Below are 17,435 nucleotides of genomic sequence, written 5' to 3' on the forward strand. Positions count from 1 at the left end.
GCCGACATGGCTCGGCCCCTCCGGGAGCCTCAGAAGTCGACGTCGTCCTCGGGCTCGGCCGTGCCGTTGAACCAGGCGCTCAGCGCGTCGAGCTGGTCGATGCGCCGCGCCGGCGGGAGGCTCGTGAGGAAGGCTCGTCCGTAGTTCTTGGTCACGATGCGCCGGTCCAGCATCGCCACGATGCCCCGGTCCGCCCTCGTGCGGATGAGCCGGCCGAAGCCCTGCCTCAGCGCCAGCGCCGCTTGCGGGAGCTGGTAGCCACCGAACGCCTCCTCGCCCCGCGCCTCGAGCTGGCGGATGCGCGCCGCCACCACCGGATCTCCCGGCGAGGCAAACGGCAGCCGGTCGATGATGACCAGGCTCAGCGCCTCCCCCGGCACGTCCACTCCCTCCCAGAAGCTGTGCGCTGCGAAGAGCACACTCGGAAGCTCGCGGAAGGCCTCCAGCAACTGCTGCTTGGGCCGCTCGCCCTGCAACAACACCTGGTAGGGCAGCCGGTTGCGCGCCAGTGCGTGCGCACGCTCCATGTTGCGCAACGACGTGAAGAGCACGAAGGCCCTCCCCCCCGTCACCTCGCACAGCCGGATGATCTCCTCCGCTGCCGCCTCGATGAAGCCCGGCGCCGCCGGGTCCGGCAGGTGCGTGGGCAGGTACAGCGCCGACTGCTGCTCGAAGTCGAACGGGCTGGGCACCGACACCGTGCGCACGCTCGCCACCGGCACGCCCTCCTCGTCGTACAGCCCCATGCGCCGCGCGAAGAAGTCGAAGCGCCCCTCCGCCGCCAGCGTCGCCGAGGTGAACACCACCGTGTCCACCCCTCCGTACAGGCGCTCCTGCAGCTCCCTCGAAATCTCGATGGGGCTCGCTCTCAGGAACACGCCCCGCCCTCGCGCCTCCGCCCAGTACACGTGGTCGTGCGACTCCACCTTCTCCAGGAAGGACAGGTCCGCCACCAGCTCCGCGCACCGGCGCGTGAGCAGCGTCAGCTCGGGCTCGTGCTCCGTGAGGGTGAAGGCCGACAGCGCCGAGAGTGACTCCTTCACCTTCTCAATCGAGCCCGACAACAGCGCCAGCCGCTCGGGCTTCAACGCCACCGCGCCCTCACTCTCGTTCAGCCCGAGCACCCGCGGCGCATGCGAGAAGAGTGCCTCCGCATGCGTCCTCAGGCGCACCACCAGCGAGGACAGCATCCCGAAGCGCGTGTCCTGCGGCGACAGCGTGCCCAGCGCATCCCGCACCAGGTCCTCCAGCCGGAAGCTGGACACCGAGTGCCCGAAGTGGCTCCCCGCCGCGTCCTCCAGCGCGTGCGCCTCGTCGAAGATGACCGCGTCGTACTGCGGCAGCACCCCCTCGCCCCGCTGGCCCCGGCCCCTCAACGCCAGGTCCGCGAAGAAGAGGTGGTGGTTCACCACCAGCAGGTCCGCCGCCTCCGCCGCCCTCCGCACCCGCGTCACGAAGCAGTTCTCGTACACCGGGCACTTCGACCCCAGGCACGTGTCCGACGTGGTCGACAGCCGGCTCCAGGCACTGAAGGACTCGGGCAGCTCCAGCTCGCTCCGGTCTCCCGTCTCCGTCCGGCTCGCCCACGACTGCAGGTGCTTCCAGTACCGCCCTTCTTCGCGGGTCGCGAACTGCGGATCCTTGCTGAACGCGTCGTACCGGTGCAGGCACAGGTAGTTGCTGCGTCCCTTGAGGTACGCCGCCTCGAAGGTGAGGCCCATCCGCTCGCGCAGCAGCGGCAGGTCCTTGAAGAAGATCTGCTCCTGGAGCGTCTTCGTCGCCGTCGACACCACCACCCGCCGGCCCGACATCAGCGCCGGCACCAGGTAGGCCAGCGTCTTCCCCGTGCCCGTGCCCGCCTCGGCCAGCAGATAGCCTCGCTCGTTGAAGGCCTTCTCCACCGAACGCGCCATCTGCAACTGCTCCGGCCGGTACTCGTAGGACTCCAGCGCGCTCTGGAGCGCGCCACCGGGGCCGAGCAGCGTATCCACGGAGAGTCGGAGCGAGGGAGCGGGCGAGGACATTGCGAGGGGGCGCAGGGGAGGAAGGGGCACGCCAGGATAACAGCGCGCCGCTCGCTCGTCGGGTTTTGTGACGAAGTAGCTCGGATACCCGCCTGGAGAGCCTGACACCTGGGGAGCCAGCTCAAGACTTCAGCTTCTGTCGCGACCACCCCCTGAGCCGCAGCAGGCACAGACCACAGAAGTACTGGTTGTTCGGGTGGTAGCCCATGAGGCAGGTCAGCATCGCCGAGTGGTGGAAGTCCGGCTCGACCCCCGCGGTGTGACCGGAGTTCTCGGGCCGATCATCCGCGGCGAGCGGGGCGTGAGCCAGGAAGAGCGAGTGACCGAGCTCGTGGGCCGCGGTAACCCCCATGCTCTGCTCGACATCCTTCTTCGCGCCGGACTTCCTCTTGGCATCATCGTAGTCCTCGGCGCTACACAGGTTGGCGAACACGGCCACCTTCCCCATCAGCGAGGGGAAGAGCATGGCATAACCCAGGAGGGTCACCTCCAGCGGCTCGCCACTCTCCTCACGGTCACGGCGACAGCAGCCCGGCAGGTCGAGGAGATAGACGCCCTCCGCCGCCCCCGTCAGCTCCTCCTCGACGACCGTCTCGAGGACCCACTGGGCCCACCCCTTGTTGCTCGCCTCGTAGAGCTCACAAAGGACCTCTTCGCTGGCAATCCGCATGCGCCGCTGTCTCTCTGTGGGCCCATGCTCGGAGAAGTAACTCAGCAGGTTCTCGAGCGACCTGCCTCCGGACTCCTTCAGGTACTCCTTCTTGAATTCGGAGTAGCTGCGGAAATGCAGGACGTAGGCGCCCTTGAGCCACCTCTCGTCGTCCAGCTTCACCGCCGCGGAGAGGACATCGCTGTTGAGCTTCCGGACCGTGGCGATGACCTTCTTGTGGAAGTCCTGAATGGACGTGGGCTTCTGGAACAAGCACTTCAAATCGATGAATGCGTGCGCGTAGCGCCGGCTGAGTCGATCGAACTCCCTCTTCCAGGCAGGCTCGGACGTCGTGGCGGAAGAGATGGACGGCAGGGGGTTCTGGTCGGACTCGAGCTGTTGGTGGAGGGTCCGGAATCTCTTCGCCATCCCCGTGGCATCCTCCAGTGCCAGCTCTCCGAGGATGAACTCCGGATCCTTCCCGGTCTTGAGCCATCTCGGACGCCAGTCCTTATAGTGGGGACCGAAGCCGCTTTCGTCGAAGGCTTCCTTCAACGCACTGTCGAGCTCGTCGAACTCCTCCTTCGGTGGTCTGCTGGAAGTGCTCGTCTGAAGAGAAGGTGCTGACGTGACGACCTGGAGGGCTGGAGACTCCTGGACGAAGTATTGGACCAGATGGAGTTGCCGCCAGACCTGGAAGGTACCGGTCGTCCCACGGAGGGTCACCTGGAGGTCCTCCTGGGTGTCATCGAGCTGGCTGACACCGGTCCCCGCTCCGTCGTAGTGCCAGCAGGCGCTGACCCGGTACGAATCTCCGGCCATGCGTGAGGGCTGGAAGATCACCCCGGTCTTGCCAACATGGGAGCCCTCGCCCTGGATGCGGCTGATGGCGGCCCACGTCCGGTTCGAGGGACTCCGCACATCGAACGGGAATCCGCTCCGGCTCTCACGGGAGACCAGGGAGAGGACGCGATCCGGCGCATCGCTCGAGCTGCCCTTTCCGCCATGGTCGATGTGACAGTTGTTGCCCTTGGAGAAGACCGTGGAGGCCTCTTTGCCCTTCGTGTAGCGCGCAAGATATTCGTTGATGAGCACCTCGTCGTCCTCGGCCGTGCGACCCCCGTTGAGATTGAGGGGCGGCAAGAGGGGCTCGCTCCAATCCCACAGGAGCTGGGACCCCGCCACGGCCCGGGGCGCGAACACGGCGTCGCCCCGCGAGTCGCGCACGAGGAGCTCCGCGAAGAGGGGAAGCTCCGGCCCGTTCCCCCATACGGCCTTGTACCTCTCGAATGGCACGTCCTGGCTCAGCTCGTGCCACTCGTCGGTATTCGTGCTGAAGACGTTGCTGGGCAGCAGGACCTTCGCGAGGCTCTTTCCATCCGCTGGAAAAGACCCCGCCTCCCGCATCTCCCGGGTGACGGCCCGATCCTTGTCCCCCTCGGGAGACGTGCGCAGCACGTCCTCGTCACCCAGGGAGAGCCGAATCTCCGCCGCCACGACGTCCAGGTATATCCACGCGGACCCGACCTCCACGGCCGCATCGGGCTCGGGGGAGAGCGTCATCTTGAGCAGATACGGCGCGTGCTCGACGCTCAGGTAACCCGCCGGGAACATCTCCTTCGAGACGTTCACCGCCACATCCAGGATTTCGAGCCCGCCCTCGCTCCGCACTCCACCGCTCAAGGCTCCATCGAAAGGACACTCGCCCGAGTCCTTCCGGGCCTCCACGCTCTTCCAGGAGAGGGTCCTCTTCCAGAACGGCTCGGAGGGGGATGACGAGCGTGTGTAGAGCTCGAGCACCGCCGAGCGGATGTGCGTGGAGCCGGAGAAGGACCAACCGAGCTTGAGCCCCTCCTCCGCGCCTGGCGCGAGCTGATACCGCCCCGCGGCCCCGGGCTCGAGTTGCGGATGAGCGGCCGTGAAGCAGTGGGCCTCCGCCGAGTGAGGCTTCAGGGAGAGACCCGTGATGCCGCACCGCTTGACGCTCTCGCGCGGGCAGGACTGCTCCAAGGATAGGGAGGAGGGGCTCCCCTCATGAAAGTCCTCGAACAGGAGCTTCGGCGGATACATCCATTCTCCTTCGTCATCGGGTACAGGGCACGGGAGAATCCAGGTGCCAGCACATCAGGGACGCCGGGAGGAGCAAGCACCCTCCTCCCAGGCCGATTCATCTCGCCCGCGCTGGACCTCCTCCCAGTCCGCCTCCGTCGCCAGTGCGGTCATCCTCTGGAATCGCAGCCCGGGTGGCTCTCCGCTCGCCCTCAGTACCGCTCCGAGGCGTGGGTGCTCATCGAAGTTCGGCGCGAACCGGAACATGAGCGAGATGAAGGAGAGGAGGCTCTGCTCGTCACTCAGACCGTGCTTGCGTCCTCGCGCAAGCCCCAGGAGCCCCCGTCTTTCGAGCTCGGCATCGTCGAGGCCGGCGACAGCACCGGGAAAGCGGTCACGCAGGTACCTGGCCACATCACGAACGAACTTCCGCTCCCGGTCGGCCCGGAAGGCGTCCATCTGTTCTTGGCGAATCCGCAGCACCGCCAGAGTATAGATGGATCCGCCCGGTGGTCTGGCTGCTACTGCGCGGGCGGGTACTTCTGCAGCTTGCGCTGGAGCGAGCGCCGGTGCAGCCCCAGCCGTCTCGCCGCCTCGGAGATGTTGCCTCCGCAGTCCGCGAGCACGCGCTGGATGTGCTCCCACTCGGCGCGCGCCAGCGTGGGGGGTTGGAAGTCCTCCGTCACCTGCGTGGGCTCGCCCGGGCCTCGCGAGAAGGCGAGCATCAGGTCGTCCACGTCCGCGGGCTTGGGCAGGTAGTTGAACGCCCCCAGCTTCACCGCCTCCACCGCCGTGGCGATGCTGCCGTAGCCGGTGAGCACGATGATGCGCGTGGACGCATCCAGCGCATGCAGGGCCCTCACCAGCTCCAACCCGCTGCGGCCAGGCATCCGCAGGTCCACCACCGCCAGCTCGGGCGACTCCTTCGTGGCCAGGACAAGCGCCTCGTCATAGGAGCCCGCGGTGCTCACCTCGAAGCCTCGCTCGCGGAAGGCCCGCGCCAGGCGCTCGCGGAACACCGCCTCGTCGTCCACCAGCAGCAGTGTGGGAGCATGGCCGGGCGTCGGGCTCGTCATGGGGCTAGCTGCACCCGGGACGCCCCCGGTGGCAACGTGGCGGATTGTCGCAGCCCCCCCGCCGGCCACGTCAGCACCACCGTCGTCCCCTTCCCGGGCACCGAGCGCAGCACCAGACGGCCCCCCAATTGGTCCAGCACCGCGCGCGTGAGGAAGAGCCCCAGCCCCATGCCCTCGCCCGGAGCCTTGGTGGTGAAGAAGGGCTCGCCCGCCCGCGCGAGCACCTCCGCGGGCATGCCCGCCCCCGCGTCCTCCACGGTGAGCCGCCACCCCTCGCCCTCGCGCGCCAGCGCCAGCCGCACCTCCGCCCCCGGTCCCGAGGCCTGCAGGGCATTCTTCACCACTCCCCGGATGGCACGGGCGAAGGCATGCGCCGGAACGAGCTCCCGATCCTCCCGGGCCCGGGCATCCACCTCGGAGAGCACCCGCTCCCGGCCCGGCAACCCCTCCAGCGCTTCCTCCACCAGCGCCGCGGGCGCGAGCGCCACCATGGACTCGCCCCGGCTCGCCCCCGCGTCCGAGGCCATCTGCGCGAGGATGTCCCGGCAGCGCGCCACCTGCTCGCGGATGAGTTGCACGTCCTCGAGCGACGAGGCCTCCGCCCCGGTGCGCACCAGGTGGCGCTCCAGCTCCCGGGCCACCACGGCGATGGTGGACAGCGGTGTGGACAGCTCGTGCGCCGCACCCGCGGCCAGCGTGGCCAGCGCCGTCAGCTTCTCGTGGCGCGCCGAGGCCGCACGCGCCGCCACCAGCTCCGCCTCGCGCTCGGCCAGGGCCCGCGTCACCCGCTGGACGAAATAGACGATGAAACACGCCGCCATCGAGAAGGCCGCCCACATGCCCTCGAGGTGCATCCGCACGTCATGGATGTGGTGCTGCGGGGGGTGCGCGGTTGACGGCTCGCTCCCCCCGGCGGGGAACCAGAGGTGGTCCACGAAGAGCGCGCCGAAGCAGGCAACGGCCAGCCCCGCCAACGCCCATGTCCACCCCGCGCGCAACACCACCGCCGCCAGCGCGATGTGCACCACGTACATCGCGCTGAAGGGATTGAGCGGACCCCCGCTCAGCTCCAGCAGCACCGTGAGCAGCACCACGTCCAGGGCCATTACCGACCACAGCAGCCCCTCGCGGATGGGGCGCTCCCGCCGGGCCCACAGCCCCACGGCCCCGTTGCTCACCGCCGCCACGGCGATGGTGGCGAACAAGGGCCCCAGCCGCTGCGGCATGCCCAGCCCGAAGTGCACGCCCAGGATGAGCGCCACCTGCCCGACGATGGCACCCCAGCGCAGGCGCAGCAGCCACGAGAGGTTGATGGCGTGAGCGTCGCGCACCGGCTTACGGCCCACCGCCACCCATCAGCATGCGGCGCACCTGGGCGCCGATGAGCACGGCCGCCACCAGCAGGACGAGGAACAGCAGGCCCAGCCCGGCCATCCTCATCTTCGTGCGCTTGTCCGGCGGCGGCGTGGGCATGAAGGCCGACCCGGCCGAGGCCAGCCGGAGCACCTCCTCGCGTCCCCGCTTCGCCGGGGCATCCTCCGGGTTGCGGGCCAGGCGGATGCGGTAGAGCCGGCCCAGTCCGGCGAGCTCCCCCCGCTCCGACGCCAGCGCCAGCACCTTGTCGTGGGCCCCCTTGCTCTCCCACAGCTCCTGCACTCCCAGCCACGTCGAGGAGAGCACCGGAGAGGGACGGAACTCGTCGGCCCGGAAGCGCGCGTACTCGAGCCCGCAGAAGGGACACACCGCCGCGCCGTCCTTGCGGGGCCCGATGCACTTGGGGCAGTAGCCGGACGGCGGCATGAAGGGGTCCTCCGGCGTGGACGAAGCCGCCGGGGCCGGCGTGGGCGCCGGCGGAGCGTCCGGCACCACGCGCAGTTGGGCGCTCGCGGCCCGCGCCGAGGCCGGCTCCGCGGGCACCGGCGGGGGCGTGGGCTCTTGCGCCGCGCGCGGCTTCACCTCCGAGAGCCGCAACACCATCAGGTTCGACGCCGCCGCGGCCTCCGACATCGCGAGCTTGGGAGAAGTGGACGTCTTGGCCGCTGGCTCAGAGGCCGCGGCCTTCACCGGCTCGGGCTCCGGGGTCGGGGAGGACTTCGCCGCCTCGGACTCCTTCGTCTTCTTCCGGCGCGCCTCCCGGGCCTCGGCCTCGATGGCCGCCAGCACCGCCGCCGGGACCGCGACACGCCGCGTGGGCTCGTTCTCGATGGGGTCGGGCTCGGCATCGCTCTCCCCGAGCATGATCACCGGCCCCCCCGCCGACTTGGAGGCCGGCGCCGGGGCGGGCGCCTCTTCCTGGTCGGGCCCGCAGCGCATCTCCACCTTGCAGCGGGAGCACTTGACCACGAGCAGACCGAACTCCACCCGGAACGCCGCCGGGGGCACGAGCCGCTCGCAAGCCTCACAGAAGTACTTCACCAGATCACCATTCGGATGGGCACGGGCATGGCACACCCCGCCAGGGCGAGGAAGCATACCGCGCAGACCACCTTCCGCCCGAGTCCCAAAGGCTCGGTCGGCTGGGACACCTCCGGGTGACCGAAGCCCACCACCTTGGTGGCCACCAGCAACCAGATGCCCCAGGTGATGGTGTAGAAGAGGGTGAGGAAAAGAAGCACCAAGGCCATGACCCTGCCCACCCAGCGAGCATGCCTGCCCCACAGGGCGAAGGCCAGATGTCCACCATCGAACTGGCCCACCGGGATGAGGTTGAGCAGCGTCACCAGCAGGCCGAACCAGCCGGCAATCACCACCGGGTGTTCCTGGATGTCCTTGCCCGCCGGGAGAGGCCCCAGCACCAGCCACTTCAGCCCCCGCATCAGCAGGCTGTCGCTGAAGATGATGGCCTGATGCCCGAAGTCCGACAGCTCCCGCGGGGGAGCGGGCGCCAGGGACAGCTTCACCCGGGCCCACTGGAGGAGGTCGCCCCCCAGGCTCCACAGGGAGGTGTCCCCCGGAAAGACGTCCCGCACGGGCGGTGCGTCCACCAGGGTCGAGTGCGCCAGGCCCCAGACCAGCAGGGGGAGGGCCACCACCAGGCCCGCCAGCGGCCCCGCCGCCCCGATGTCCACCAGGGCGTTGCGCGTGGGGATGCGGCTGCGGATGCGGATGACCGCGCCCAGGGTGCCCACCCCGAGGTACGGCAGCGGGATGAAGTACGGCAGCGACGCGTCCACGCCGTGCAGACGCGCCAGCACGTAGTGCCCCATCTCGTGCGAGCCGAGGATAGAGAGCAGCGCGGCGCTGAAGGTGAGCGCATGGGCCAGCCGCTCACTGTCCGGCAACGGGCCCATGGGGAAGGCCTTGTCGAACGTGAACGAGGTCGTCCCCACCGTCAGCACGAAGAGCAGCAGGTGGAGCCAGGGACGGTTGACGCTGCGGGCGGGGGCGCTCTCCATGAGACTCGAGGGGGTAGCAACGCCCTTCACACATTTCAACGCGGGGCGGCTCCAGATGGACGACGCCTGATACTCGCAGGATCCATTGCTTGACTTGAAAGGTGCCTTTGCTACGACACCCACGGTAACTTGAAGACCAATCGAACCGCCGGGAGCCCGGTCACCCGTCTGGCCAGCTCCGCGAGCGTTAACTGGGAGGGACTCACACGATGAAGAAGGCGATTGTTTCGGCAATCCTCGCGAGCAGCCTCGTAGCGTGCACCAGCGTGGAGACGGCCGTCGTTTCGGGCAACGAGGTCTCCGCCGCCGGTGGCGAGCCCATCGCCGTGGTGCAGGGCACCGCGCTCGGCTTCACCGCCATCTTCCACGTCATCGACCTGGTGCAGAGCGACCTGGACACCGTGGTGAACAAGCTCCTGGTGGCCGAGGCCAAGGCCATGGGCGGCAACAAGGTGCAGCTGCTCGACGCCAGCACCACGCCGCGTCACGGCATCTTCGCCCTCACCGGCCTCATCATCGGCTTCCCCTACTCGCAGGCCACCGGCGTGGCGGTGAAGTAGTCCGCCCGCTTCGCTTGCACCTGGTGTGCAATGGCCCCCTGGTGACAGCGGGGCCTTTTTCTTTTGTGCTCCATGCGCTTTCGCTTCCTGCCCCTGTTCCTGCTCGTCCTCGGTGGTTGCCGCCGCGGTGACGAGACGTCCGCCCTGCTCGCCGATGCGAAGCAGCGCCTGTCCGCACGCGACGGCAAGCTCACCAGCTACGTGCTGGAGGGCACCGCCCGCGAGGGCACCCAGACGATGGACTTCCAATTCGCCTACCGCGCGCCGCAGAAGATGCTGGGGACGCTGGGGGCGCCCACCTCGCGCACCTTCGCCTGGGATGGAGAGCACCTCTTCGAGCGCGACGACGCGGCGAAGAAGTTCTTCACCTACGGCGACACGCTCACCCCGGAGGCCCGCACGGGCGTGCTCACGGCGCTCTTCACGCCCTTCGCTCCCGAGGGCTTCCGCGCACCGCTGCTGCCCCAGCAGGGCGTGAGTGCCCACCGCGTCTCGCACCCGCGCGGCCCCGAGGCCGTGGAGCTGACGGTGAAGCCCGCCGGCACCGACGTGGAGGTGACATACGTGCTGCGCTGGCCGGGCATGGACTTTTTGGGCAAGCGCACCCGCAGCGGCGGCGCCACCGCGGAGCTCCGGGTGGAGGAAGAGCAGTGCGAGCAGGCCCTGGCCCTGTGCGTGCCCAGACGGCTGACGCAGTGGTCCGGAGGGCAGCAGGTGGCGGAAACCCACCTCTCGCGCGTGGAGCTCAACCCCACCCTGCCCGCGGAGACCTTCACGCTCCGAGCGCCGGGGGGTTACGGCGTTGAGACGAAGACGCTCGCGGCGCTCGGGGCGCAGTAGCGGGCCCGTCCGGGGTTGAAGCACCCCGGGGCCATCCCCACCTTCCCCGCCGGGAAGGAGTCCGAGGTCATGGCCCTGGTGCAGAACGTCATCTTCGATGTGGATGGCACGCTGGTGGACTCGGTGGACGAGCACGCCGAGGCCTGGAGACGCGCCTTCCTGGAATTCGGCCGGGACGTGCCCTTCGCGCACGTGCGCAGCCAGATTGGCAAAGGAGCGGACCAGCTGCTGCCCGTCTTCTTCACCGAGGACGAATTGGAGAAGTTCGGCCAGGAGCTGAGCGACTACCGGTCCACGCTCTTCAAGCGCGAGTTCATGCCCAAGCTGCGCTGCTTCCCGAAGGTGCGCGAGCTGCTCCAGCAGCTGCGCCAGGATGGGCTGCGCATCACGCTGGCCTCCAGCGCCAAGGAGGACGAGCTCGAGGTCTACGTGCGGCTGTGTGAAATCCAGGGGCTGACGGAGGGCGCGACCTCCAAGGACGACGCCTCGAAGTCGAAGCCACACCCGGACATCTTCGAGGCAGCGCTGGAGAAGCTGGGCCGGCCGGCTCCACACACCACGGTGGTGATGGGGGACACGCCCTACGACGCGCTGGCCGCGAGCAAGCTGGGGTTGCCCACGGTGGGCCTGCTGTGCGGTGGCTTTCCCGAGGAGGACCTGCGCACGGCGGGCTGCCGCGCCATCTACAAGGACCCGGCGGACCTGCTGGCCCACTACGAGTCCTCGTCAGACACCTGGCCATGGGCCGCGGACGCGGTGGCCGCCGCCAAGGACGAGGAGCCGCGCTGACGCCTATATGAAGCCGAGCTCCTGCAGAAGGGGCTCCAGCGCCGCGCCGAGCCCGTGGCGGTTGCACACGTCACGCAGCTCGGCGAGGTCCAGGCGGTCCCGGTTGCGCTCGAGCAGCTCCGCGACGTCCGCCTTCGACTTGAACCCGCCCGCGTAGAGCTTCAGCGCGATGAGGTGGGGCAGGCTGACGACGCGCAACGGACTATCCGGACTCAACGCTATCTTCGCGTCACGAAGAGCTTCCCGAGCCAGAACGGAAGCATCACGCGCTCCAGGCCATGGGTTGTAGAAGTTCACGACCTCAATCGGTTCGAAATCATCACCCGTCACGCGCAACACGCCCCCGAGCGCATCCTCGGGGTCAGGTGCCTCCAACCGCGCTTCGAAGCCCTCTCCCCGAAGGGCCTCTTCCACACGGCGAAGCGTAGGGAAAGGCTCCGTATTGATCGCCAGGTCGAAGTCTTCGGTGTAGCGAGGGTAAAGGTGGACGGCCAGGGCCGCCGCGCCAATGACCGCCACCTGGACTTCATGCTGCCGCAGGATCTCAGCAACCCGATCGGCTACTTCGAGCGTGCGTTCCTGCCGATTGGTTGCTTTCGATTCACTCACTTGCGTTTCACATCTCCCGCCTGCGGGTGTTCAGGTGCCGCTCCCATGAAGCGTCTACGCTCCTTGAGCGAGAGTGCGAGAAGCACACGTTCCCGTGGAGACATCGCGGCCAGGCGCTCGAACTCGCGCCGCCGCGCGGTGTCCGCGCTCTTGCTCGGCCTCTGACCATAGAGGCCTCGGGCCGTTGGAACGTCACCCATGGAGCAGCTCCCTCGCCATGCCGTGCAATCCCGACACAATCTAGTGCCGTGCCGGCCTGGATGGGGCGCCGGTTTCGTCCTGGCCGTGGCGGCGAGCTCGCAAGGGGTCCAAGGCCCTGGAATCACAGCGGAATCCCACGCCCCTCCCGGTCTCCCGGCGGCGAGACGGTGAGAACTGAATCCCCGCCCGCAACCGTTTCGGGGGACTCGGGTTCATGGAGCCAAGGCCGGACATCGACCCTTGGAGAAAGCCCATGAACCGCACCACCCCCTACCGCCGTCTGCTCACCGCCGCCCTCTGCTTCACGCTCCCGCTGGCGAGCGTGGCCTGCAACCCCTCTCCTGGCGAGGCGGACCTCGCCGTCGGAGAGGCCGCGTCCTTCCTCTCCACCTCCGATGAGTCCGGCGACATCGGCGCGGACGCCGTGGCCGACGCCTCCTCCGAGACGCTCTCCTCCATGAGCGTCGAAGACGTGGACACCTCCACCGTGGCCCCCTCCGACATCCCGGACGTGTGCGACTTCAGCGCTCGCCGGCAGGAGGTGCTCGAGAAGTACGACACCAACCAGGACGGCAAGCTGGAGCGCTCCGAGCTCAGGGCCCTCAAGGAGGACCTCGGCGCCGGACAGGACCGAGCCCCGCGCTTCGCCCGCAGGGGGATGCGCCTGCGTCACTGGGCCTTCTGGCGCGTGCGCTGGGCCTTCGACGAGGATGGCGACAAGACGCTGTCCACCGAGGAGCGCACCGCCCTCGTGGATGCCCTGGAGGCCCGCTGCCAGCGCCTCCACCAGCAGGCCGTGGAGAAGTTCGACACCAACCAGGATGGCAAGCTCGACGACACCGAGCGTCAGGCCGCACGCGAAGCCGCCCGCCAGGCCTGGGAGCAGAAGCGCCAGGAGCTGGTTTCCAAGTACGACACCAACGGTGATGGCAAGCTCGACGACACCGAGCGCGCCCAGCTCCGCGAGGACCGCATCGCCGCGGCCCGCGAGCGCCGGCAGGCCCTGCTCGCCCAGTACGACACCAACCAGGACGGCCGCCTGAGCACCGAGGAGGCCCTGCCCCTGCGCAAGGAAATCCAGCGCCGCATCATCGAGGGCAACGGCGCCAACTGAGGTGACGTCCCCCTCGCTCCCTCCCCCGCCACGCGAGCGGCGGAGGGAGCGCCCCCTGAGCCCCAGGCCCGCCCTGGCTCCCACGCCCGCTCGTGCACACCGTTGCCGCTCATGGCAAGCGAGGCTTCTCCAGACGTCGCCCTCACGGCGCCTCCCAAGCGCAGCTCTCTCGATGACGGGCCCGCGCTCCTGGTCGTGAACACCCGGTGCCGCATGGGACGCGAGTCCTTCCCGGCCACGCTCGCGGCGCTCGAGGCGCGAGGCATCCCGCTCGTGGGCTGCCACCGGCTCTCCCGCCAGAAACGCATGGACCAGGTGCTGCACGACGCCCTGGAGAGCGGCGTGCGGCGCATCCTCATCGGCGGCGGGGACGGCACGCTGAACGCCGCGGTCCAACACCTGCTCGGGCGCGACGTGACGCTCGGCGTATTGCCGCTGGGCACGGGGAACGACTTCGCGCGCTCGCTCGGCATTCCTCCCTCGGTCGAGGCCGCCTGCGACATCATCGCCTCGGGCTACACGGCGCGCGTGGACGTGGGGCTCGCCAACGGCCGGCCCTTCCTCAACGCGGTGAGCCTCGGCCTGGCCTCCGCCATCGCCCGGCGGCTGACGCCTCGCTTCAAACGGCGCGCCGGCAAGCTGGCCTACCCCGTGGCGGCCGTCGCCGAGCTCTGGGAGCACCAGCCCTTCCACGTGCGGATGGCGACGGAGCGCGGAGAGATGGAGCAGGAAGTGCTCCACCTCGTGGTGGGCAACGGGCGCTACCATGGCGCGGGCAACATGGTCACGCCTGATGCCACGCTCGATGACCACCGGCTGGACGCCTATACCGTCGCCGCGCCCTCGGCCGAGTCCGGACGCGAGGGCACCGGCCTGGGACACGTGCAGGACCTCTCCACCCTGGCGCGCGTCGCGCTGTCCCTGCGCCGGGGCGAACACGTGACACACCCTGCCGTCACCGCCATCCGCAGCTCGCACCTGTACGTGGACGCACAGCCGCCCCAGGACGTCAACGCGGATGGGGAGATCATCGGCCACACCCCGGTGCGCTTCGAGCTCGCCCCCGCCGCCCTCCGCGTCTACGCGCCCGCTCCGGCCCCGCACTGAATTGGAAGTTCGGAGAACAACCGGATCGCGATTAGGCTCTCCCACTCGAGGGGGTCCGTCCCGTCCCCCCCGCGGAGAAGCTCGTGCGCCAACGTCCTCTCTTCCCGCTCGTGGTTGCCGCCATTCTCAGCGTGGCTGCGCTCCTCCTGCTGTGGCTTCGCCCTTCGTACCTGGAAGAGACCTCGGAGACGGCGGCCACGGTGGTCCGGAGCCCTGCCCGCCCCGGCCACACCGACAACGCCTCCGCCCGCCCCGCTCCGCGCCCCACTCCGCCGCTCGACGCGCCCGCGACGCTCGCGGATGGCAGCTTCGTGGTGCGGGTGGTGGCCTCGGGCGCTCCCGTGCCGGGCGCCCGCGTGCGCGCCTGGATGAAGGGGCCCAAGGACAGTGCGGGCCAGGCCACGTGGCGCCGGGCGGGCGAGGGAACGACGGCGGAGGACGGCACCCTGCGGATGCCCGCGGCCCCCGGCCTCTACCTCCTCACCGCCCAGGCCGAGGGCCACGCTCCCGCGCGACGCGAGGTCCCCCGGCCCGCGGGTGAGCCGGAGACGGTGGTGGAGTTGTCGCTGCCGGCCGGCGTATCCCTGCGGGGACGCACGGTGGCCGAGGGCCGCGATGAGCCAGTGCCACTGGCCGAGGTGACGCTCCGCCCGTACACCGAGCCAGCGATGCCCTCGGCCCAGGCCCATGCGCTGCCCGAGGAGGTGGCGGTGGCGACGAGCGACGAGCATGGGCGCTTTGGCTTCACCGGGCTCGCGCCGGGCCGCTACGAGCTGGTGGCGGAGGCTCCGGGCTTCAGCCGCCGCACGGTGCGCATTGTCTCGGTGCCCGCCTCGGGCGAGCTGGTGGTGAAACTCTGGGCGGCCTCGACGCTGGAGGGCTTCGTGGTGGGAGCGGACGGGCAACCGGCGCCGGACGCGGAGGTGCGAGTGCTGGGCGGGCCCTCGGACTTCCGGACCACCACGGGCGCGGGCGGTGGCTTCTCCCTGGAGGTGTCCAACGGAACGTATTGGGTGATTGCCCGGAAGGGCACCCAGGTGGGCCGGGCACCGGGCCTCATCATCGTGGGACCCGGAGAGACCGCTCGCGACATCACGGTGCGGCTCGGGTCCACGGGGCACCTGTCGGGCACGGTGACGCGCTCGGTGGACGCGAAGCCCGTGGAGGGCGCGTCGCTGGTGGTGAGCCCGGCGGGCGCGGGCGGCGAGCTGGGACGTACCCGGACAGACCCCACGGGCCAGTACGCACTGGAGCTGCCACCGGGTGACTATGACGTGGCGGTGTCGGCGCCGGGCCTCACGAGCGCGATGATCAACGGGTTGGTGGTGCAGGCGGACCGCTCCGCCGTGGCGGACTTCCGCCTGGAAGGCACCGCCGCGGTGGAGGGCTCGGTGGCCGACGCCCAGGGACGACCCCTGGCCGGCGTGACCGTGCGGGCGGGCTTGCTACGGGGCTCCTCGGGCGAGGAGCGCTACACCCGCACCAATGCGACAGGCGCTTTCGTCCTGGAGGGGCTGCCAGCGGGCACGGTGCGAGTGCGCGCGAAGCAGGACAGCTCGGCCGTGTGGGCGAGCAGGACGCTCTCGCTCAACCCAGGCACGCGCGGCCGGGCGGACTTCACGCTCTCGGAGACGGGAATGGTGACGGGCCGGGTGACGCGAGCCTCGGGCGAACCGCTGTCCGAGCCCGCGCTGGTGCGCGCGATGGCGAAGGAGGGCCAGGGCGGAGTCCTCGACATGGGCCTCACGGACACGGACGCGGAGGGCCGCTACCAGCTCGAGCTGCCCGCAGGCGTCTACCAACTCACCGCCGTGCTGCCGGGCGCCAGCTATGTCTTCTTCAACGTGGACGACCCCTCGGTGACGGTGGAGACCGGTACCACCGTGACGATGGACCTGACGCTGATGGACGAGCGCGGGTTGCGGGGCCTGGTGCTGGAGCCCTCGGGCGCGCCGAGCCCCTACGCCGTGGTGGTGGCGACCCAGGGCGGAGACTTCCCCTTCTCCGTCACCCAGGAGGCGAACGACGAGGGGCACTTCAGCTTTCCACCCCACGCCAGGCCCACCACCCTGACCCTCCAGGCGTACAACGCGGGCCGGTTGAGCGAGCCCGCCCACGTCACGGACGGCTCGACCGAGCAGAAACTCCAGCTCCGTCCCGCGGCCACCCTCCGGGGACGCGTGGTGGCCCGGAGCGGCGCCGCCCCGAGCGCCTTCACGCTGCGCCTGTTGAACGCGGACGGCTCGGCCCCGGCCTGGGCCAGCGACACGCCGCGGACCTTCCCGGGCGACGAATTCCTGCTCACCGATGCACCCGCCCAGCCGCTGAAGGTGAGCGTGCGCACCCACGACGGGCGCACTGGCGAGGCCTCGGTGACGCTGTCCCCGGGACAGCGCGCGGACGTGGAGGTACCTCTGACGGGCGGTACGGCCTCCATCTCGGGACGGGCGGTGTGGAGCGGCTCGGGCGCACCGGTCCCGGGCGTGGGCATCTACCTGGACCATCCACCGGGCTCGGGAGCCGATGCGCACACGGGACCCGATGGACGCTTCCGCCTGGAGGACGTGACACCGGGAGCGCACACCGTGCGGCTGCTCACTCCCGACGGCAAGGCGGAGACGCGCACCGTGACGGTGGCCACGAGCGAGGCCGTGGACCTCGGCGACGTGGAGTTGACGACGCGCAAGGCGGACAAGGGCACCGTGGGCGCGGGCTTCAGCGAGGACCGGGGCTGGGTCTTCTTCGCGTGGCTGACGCCGGAGGGTCCAGCGGCCCGGGCCGGAGTGCACGTGGGAGACCGATTGCTGAGCGTGGATGGACAGGGAGTGCGCAGCCGCACCGAGGCCGAGAGCCGCACCAAGGGCGGCCCGGGCACGCCGGTGCAGGTGACGGTGCGGCGCGAGGGTGGCGCGGAGCAGACGCTGCTGCTCACCCGAGCGGACTGAGGCTCATTCCCACCACCGACTCCCGGCGCGTCAGGCGAGCACCGCCAGCTCAGATGACCTGAGAGCACCGGGCATGA

The 17,435-nt window shown here is 69.8% G+C and carries 13 protein-coding genes; 6 read left to right on the forward strand and 7 right to left on the reverse strand.

Annotated elements, in window-relative coordinates:
- Nucleotides 1–29 precede the first annotated feature (29 nt).
- The 6 genes from DAT35_RS13020 to DAT35_RS13050 all read right to left on the reverse strand — a co-directional run bounded on the left by DAT35_RS13020 (nt 30) and on the right by DAT35_RS13050 (nt 9,193).
- Nucleotides 30–2,024, reverse strand: a complete 1,995-nt coding sequence (locus DAT35_RS13020; RefSeq protein ID WP_108067321.1) for an ATP-dependent DNA helicase — start codon at nt 2,022–2,024, stop codon at nt 30–32.
- A 121-nt stretch (nt 2,025–2,145) separates the two neighbouring features.
- Nucleotides 2,146–4,743, reverse strand: a complete 2,598-nt coding sequence (locus DAT35_RS13025; protein WP_108067322.1) for a hypothetical protein — start codon at nt 4,741–4,743, stop codon at nt 2,146–2,148.
- A gap of 500 nt (nt 4,744–5,243) precedes the next feature.
- Nucleotides 5,244–5,798: a response regulator transcription factor gene (locus DAT35_RS13035; protein WP_108067324.1), complete on the reverse strand. Its 555-nt coding sequence runs from the start codon at nt 5,796–5,798 to the stop codon at nt 5,244–5,246.
- Nucleotides 5,795–7,129: an ATP-binding protein gene (locus tag DAT35_RS13040; protein WP_108067860.1), complete on the reverse strand. Its 1,335-nt coding sequence runs from the start codon at nt 7,127–7,129 to the stop codon at nt 5,795–5,797. Before DAT35_RS13040 ends, DAT35_RS13035 begins: the two co-directional genes overlap by 4 nt.
- Nucleotides 7,130–7,133: 4 nt before the next feature.
- On the reverse strand, nt 7,134–8,213 hold the full coding sequence (locus tag DAT35_RS13045) for a hypothetical protein (protein WP_108067325.1): 1,080 nt from the start codon (nt 8,211–8,213) through the stop codon (nt 7,134–7,136).
- Entirely contained in the window at nt 8,210–9,193 is a 984-nt protein-coding gene (locus DAT35_RS13050) for a site-2 protease family protein (RefSeq protein WP_108067326.1), read from the reverse strand. Before DAT35_RS13050 ends, DAT35_RS13045 begins: the two co-directional genes overlap by 4 nt.
- A 209-nt stretch (nt 9,194–9,402) precedes the next feature.
- Between DAT35_RS13050 and DAT35_RS13055 the strand changes: the two genes are divergently transcribed.
- From DAT35_RS13055 to DAT35_RS13065, 3 genes are all read left to right on the forward strand, one after another.
- Nucleotides 9,403–9,753: a hypothetical protein gene (locus DAT35_RS13055; RefSeq protein ID WP_108067327.1), complete on the forward strand. Its 351-nt coding sequence runs from the start codon at nt 9,403–9,405 to the stop codon at nt 9,751–9,753.
- Nucleotides 9,754–9,825: 72 nt separating this feature from the next.
- Entirely contained in the window at nt 9,826–10,593 is a 768-nt protein-coding gene (locus tag DAT35_RS13060) for a hypothetical protein (protein ID WP_108067328.1), read from the forward strand.
- Between the two features lie 75 nt (nt 10,594–10,668).
- Nucleotides 10,669–11,382 carry an HAD family hydrolase gene (locus DAT35_RS13065; protein WP_108067861.1) on the forward strand — a complete coding sequence of 238 codons (714 nt, stop codon included), beginning with the start codon at nt 10,669–10,671 and terminating at the stop codon, nt 11,380–11,382.
- A 3-nt stretch (nt 11,383–11,385) separates the two neighbouring features.
- On the opposite strand, the gene DAT35_RS13070 is transcribed toward DAT35_RS13065, so the two are convergent.
- Entirely contained in the window at nt 11,386–11,991 is a 606-nt protein-coding gene (locus tag DAT35_RS13070) for a nucleotidyltransferase family protein (protein WP_146209688.1), read from the reverse strand.
- 454 nt (nt 11,992–12,445) lie between these two features.
- Here DAT35_RS13070 and DAT35_RS13075 point away from each other — a divergent pair, with 454 nt between their 5' ends.
- The 3 genes from DAT35_RS13075 to DAT35_RS13085 all read left to right on the forward strand — a co-directional run bounded on the left by DAT35_RS13075 (nt 12,446) and on the right by DAT35_RS13085 (nt 17,358).
- Nucleotides 12,446–13,306, forward strand: coding sequence for a calcium-binding protein (locus DAT35_RS13075; RefSeq protein ID WP_108067330.1), 861 nt, complete (start codon nt 12,446–12,448; stop codon nt 13,304–13,306).
- A 111-nt stretch (nt 13,307–13,417) separates the two neighbouring features.
- On the forward strand, nt 13,418–14,413 hold the full coding sequence (locus DAT35_RS13080) for a lipid kinase (protein WP_108067862.1): 996 nt from the start codon (nt 13,418–13,420) through the stop codon (nt 14,411–14,413).
- 83 nt (nt 14,414–14,496) lie between these two features.
- On the forward strand, nt 14,497–17,358 hold the full coding sequence (locus DAT35_RS13085) for a carboxypeptidase regulatory-like domain-containing protein (protein ID WP_108067331.1): 2,862 nt from the start codon (nt 14,497–14,499) through the stop codon (nt 17,356–17,358).
- Nucleotides 17,359–17,435 lie beyond the last annotated feature (77 nt).

The organism is Vitiosangium sp. GDMCC 1.1324, from assembly GCF_003044305.1.
GTDB lineage: Bacteria > Myxococcota > Myxococcia > Myxococcales > Myxococcaceae > Archangium.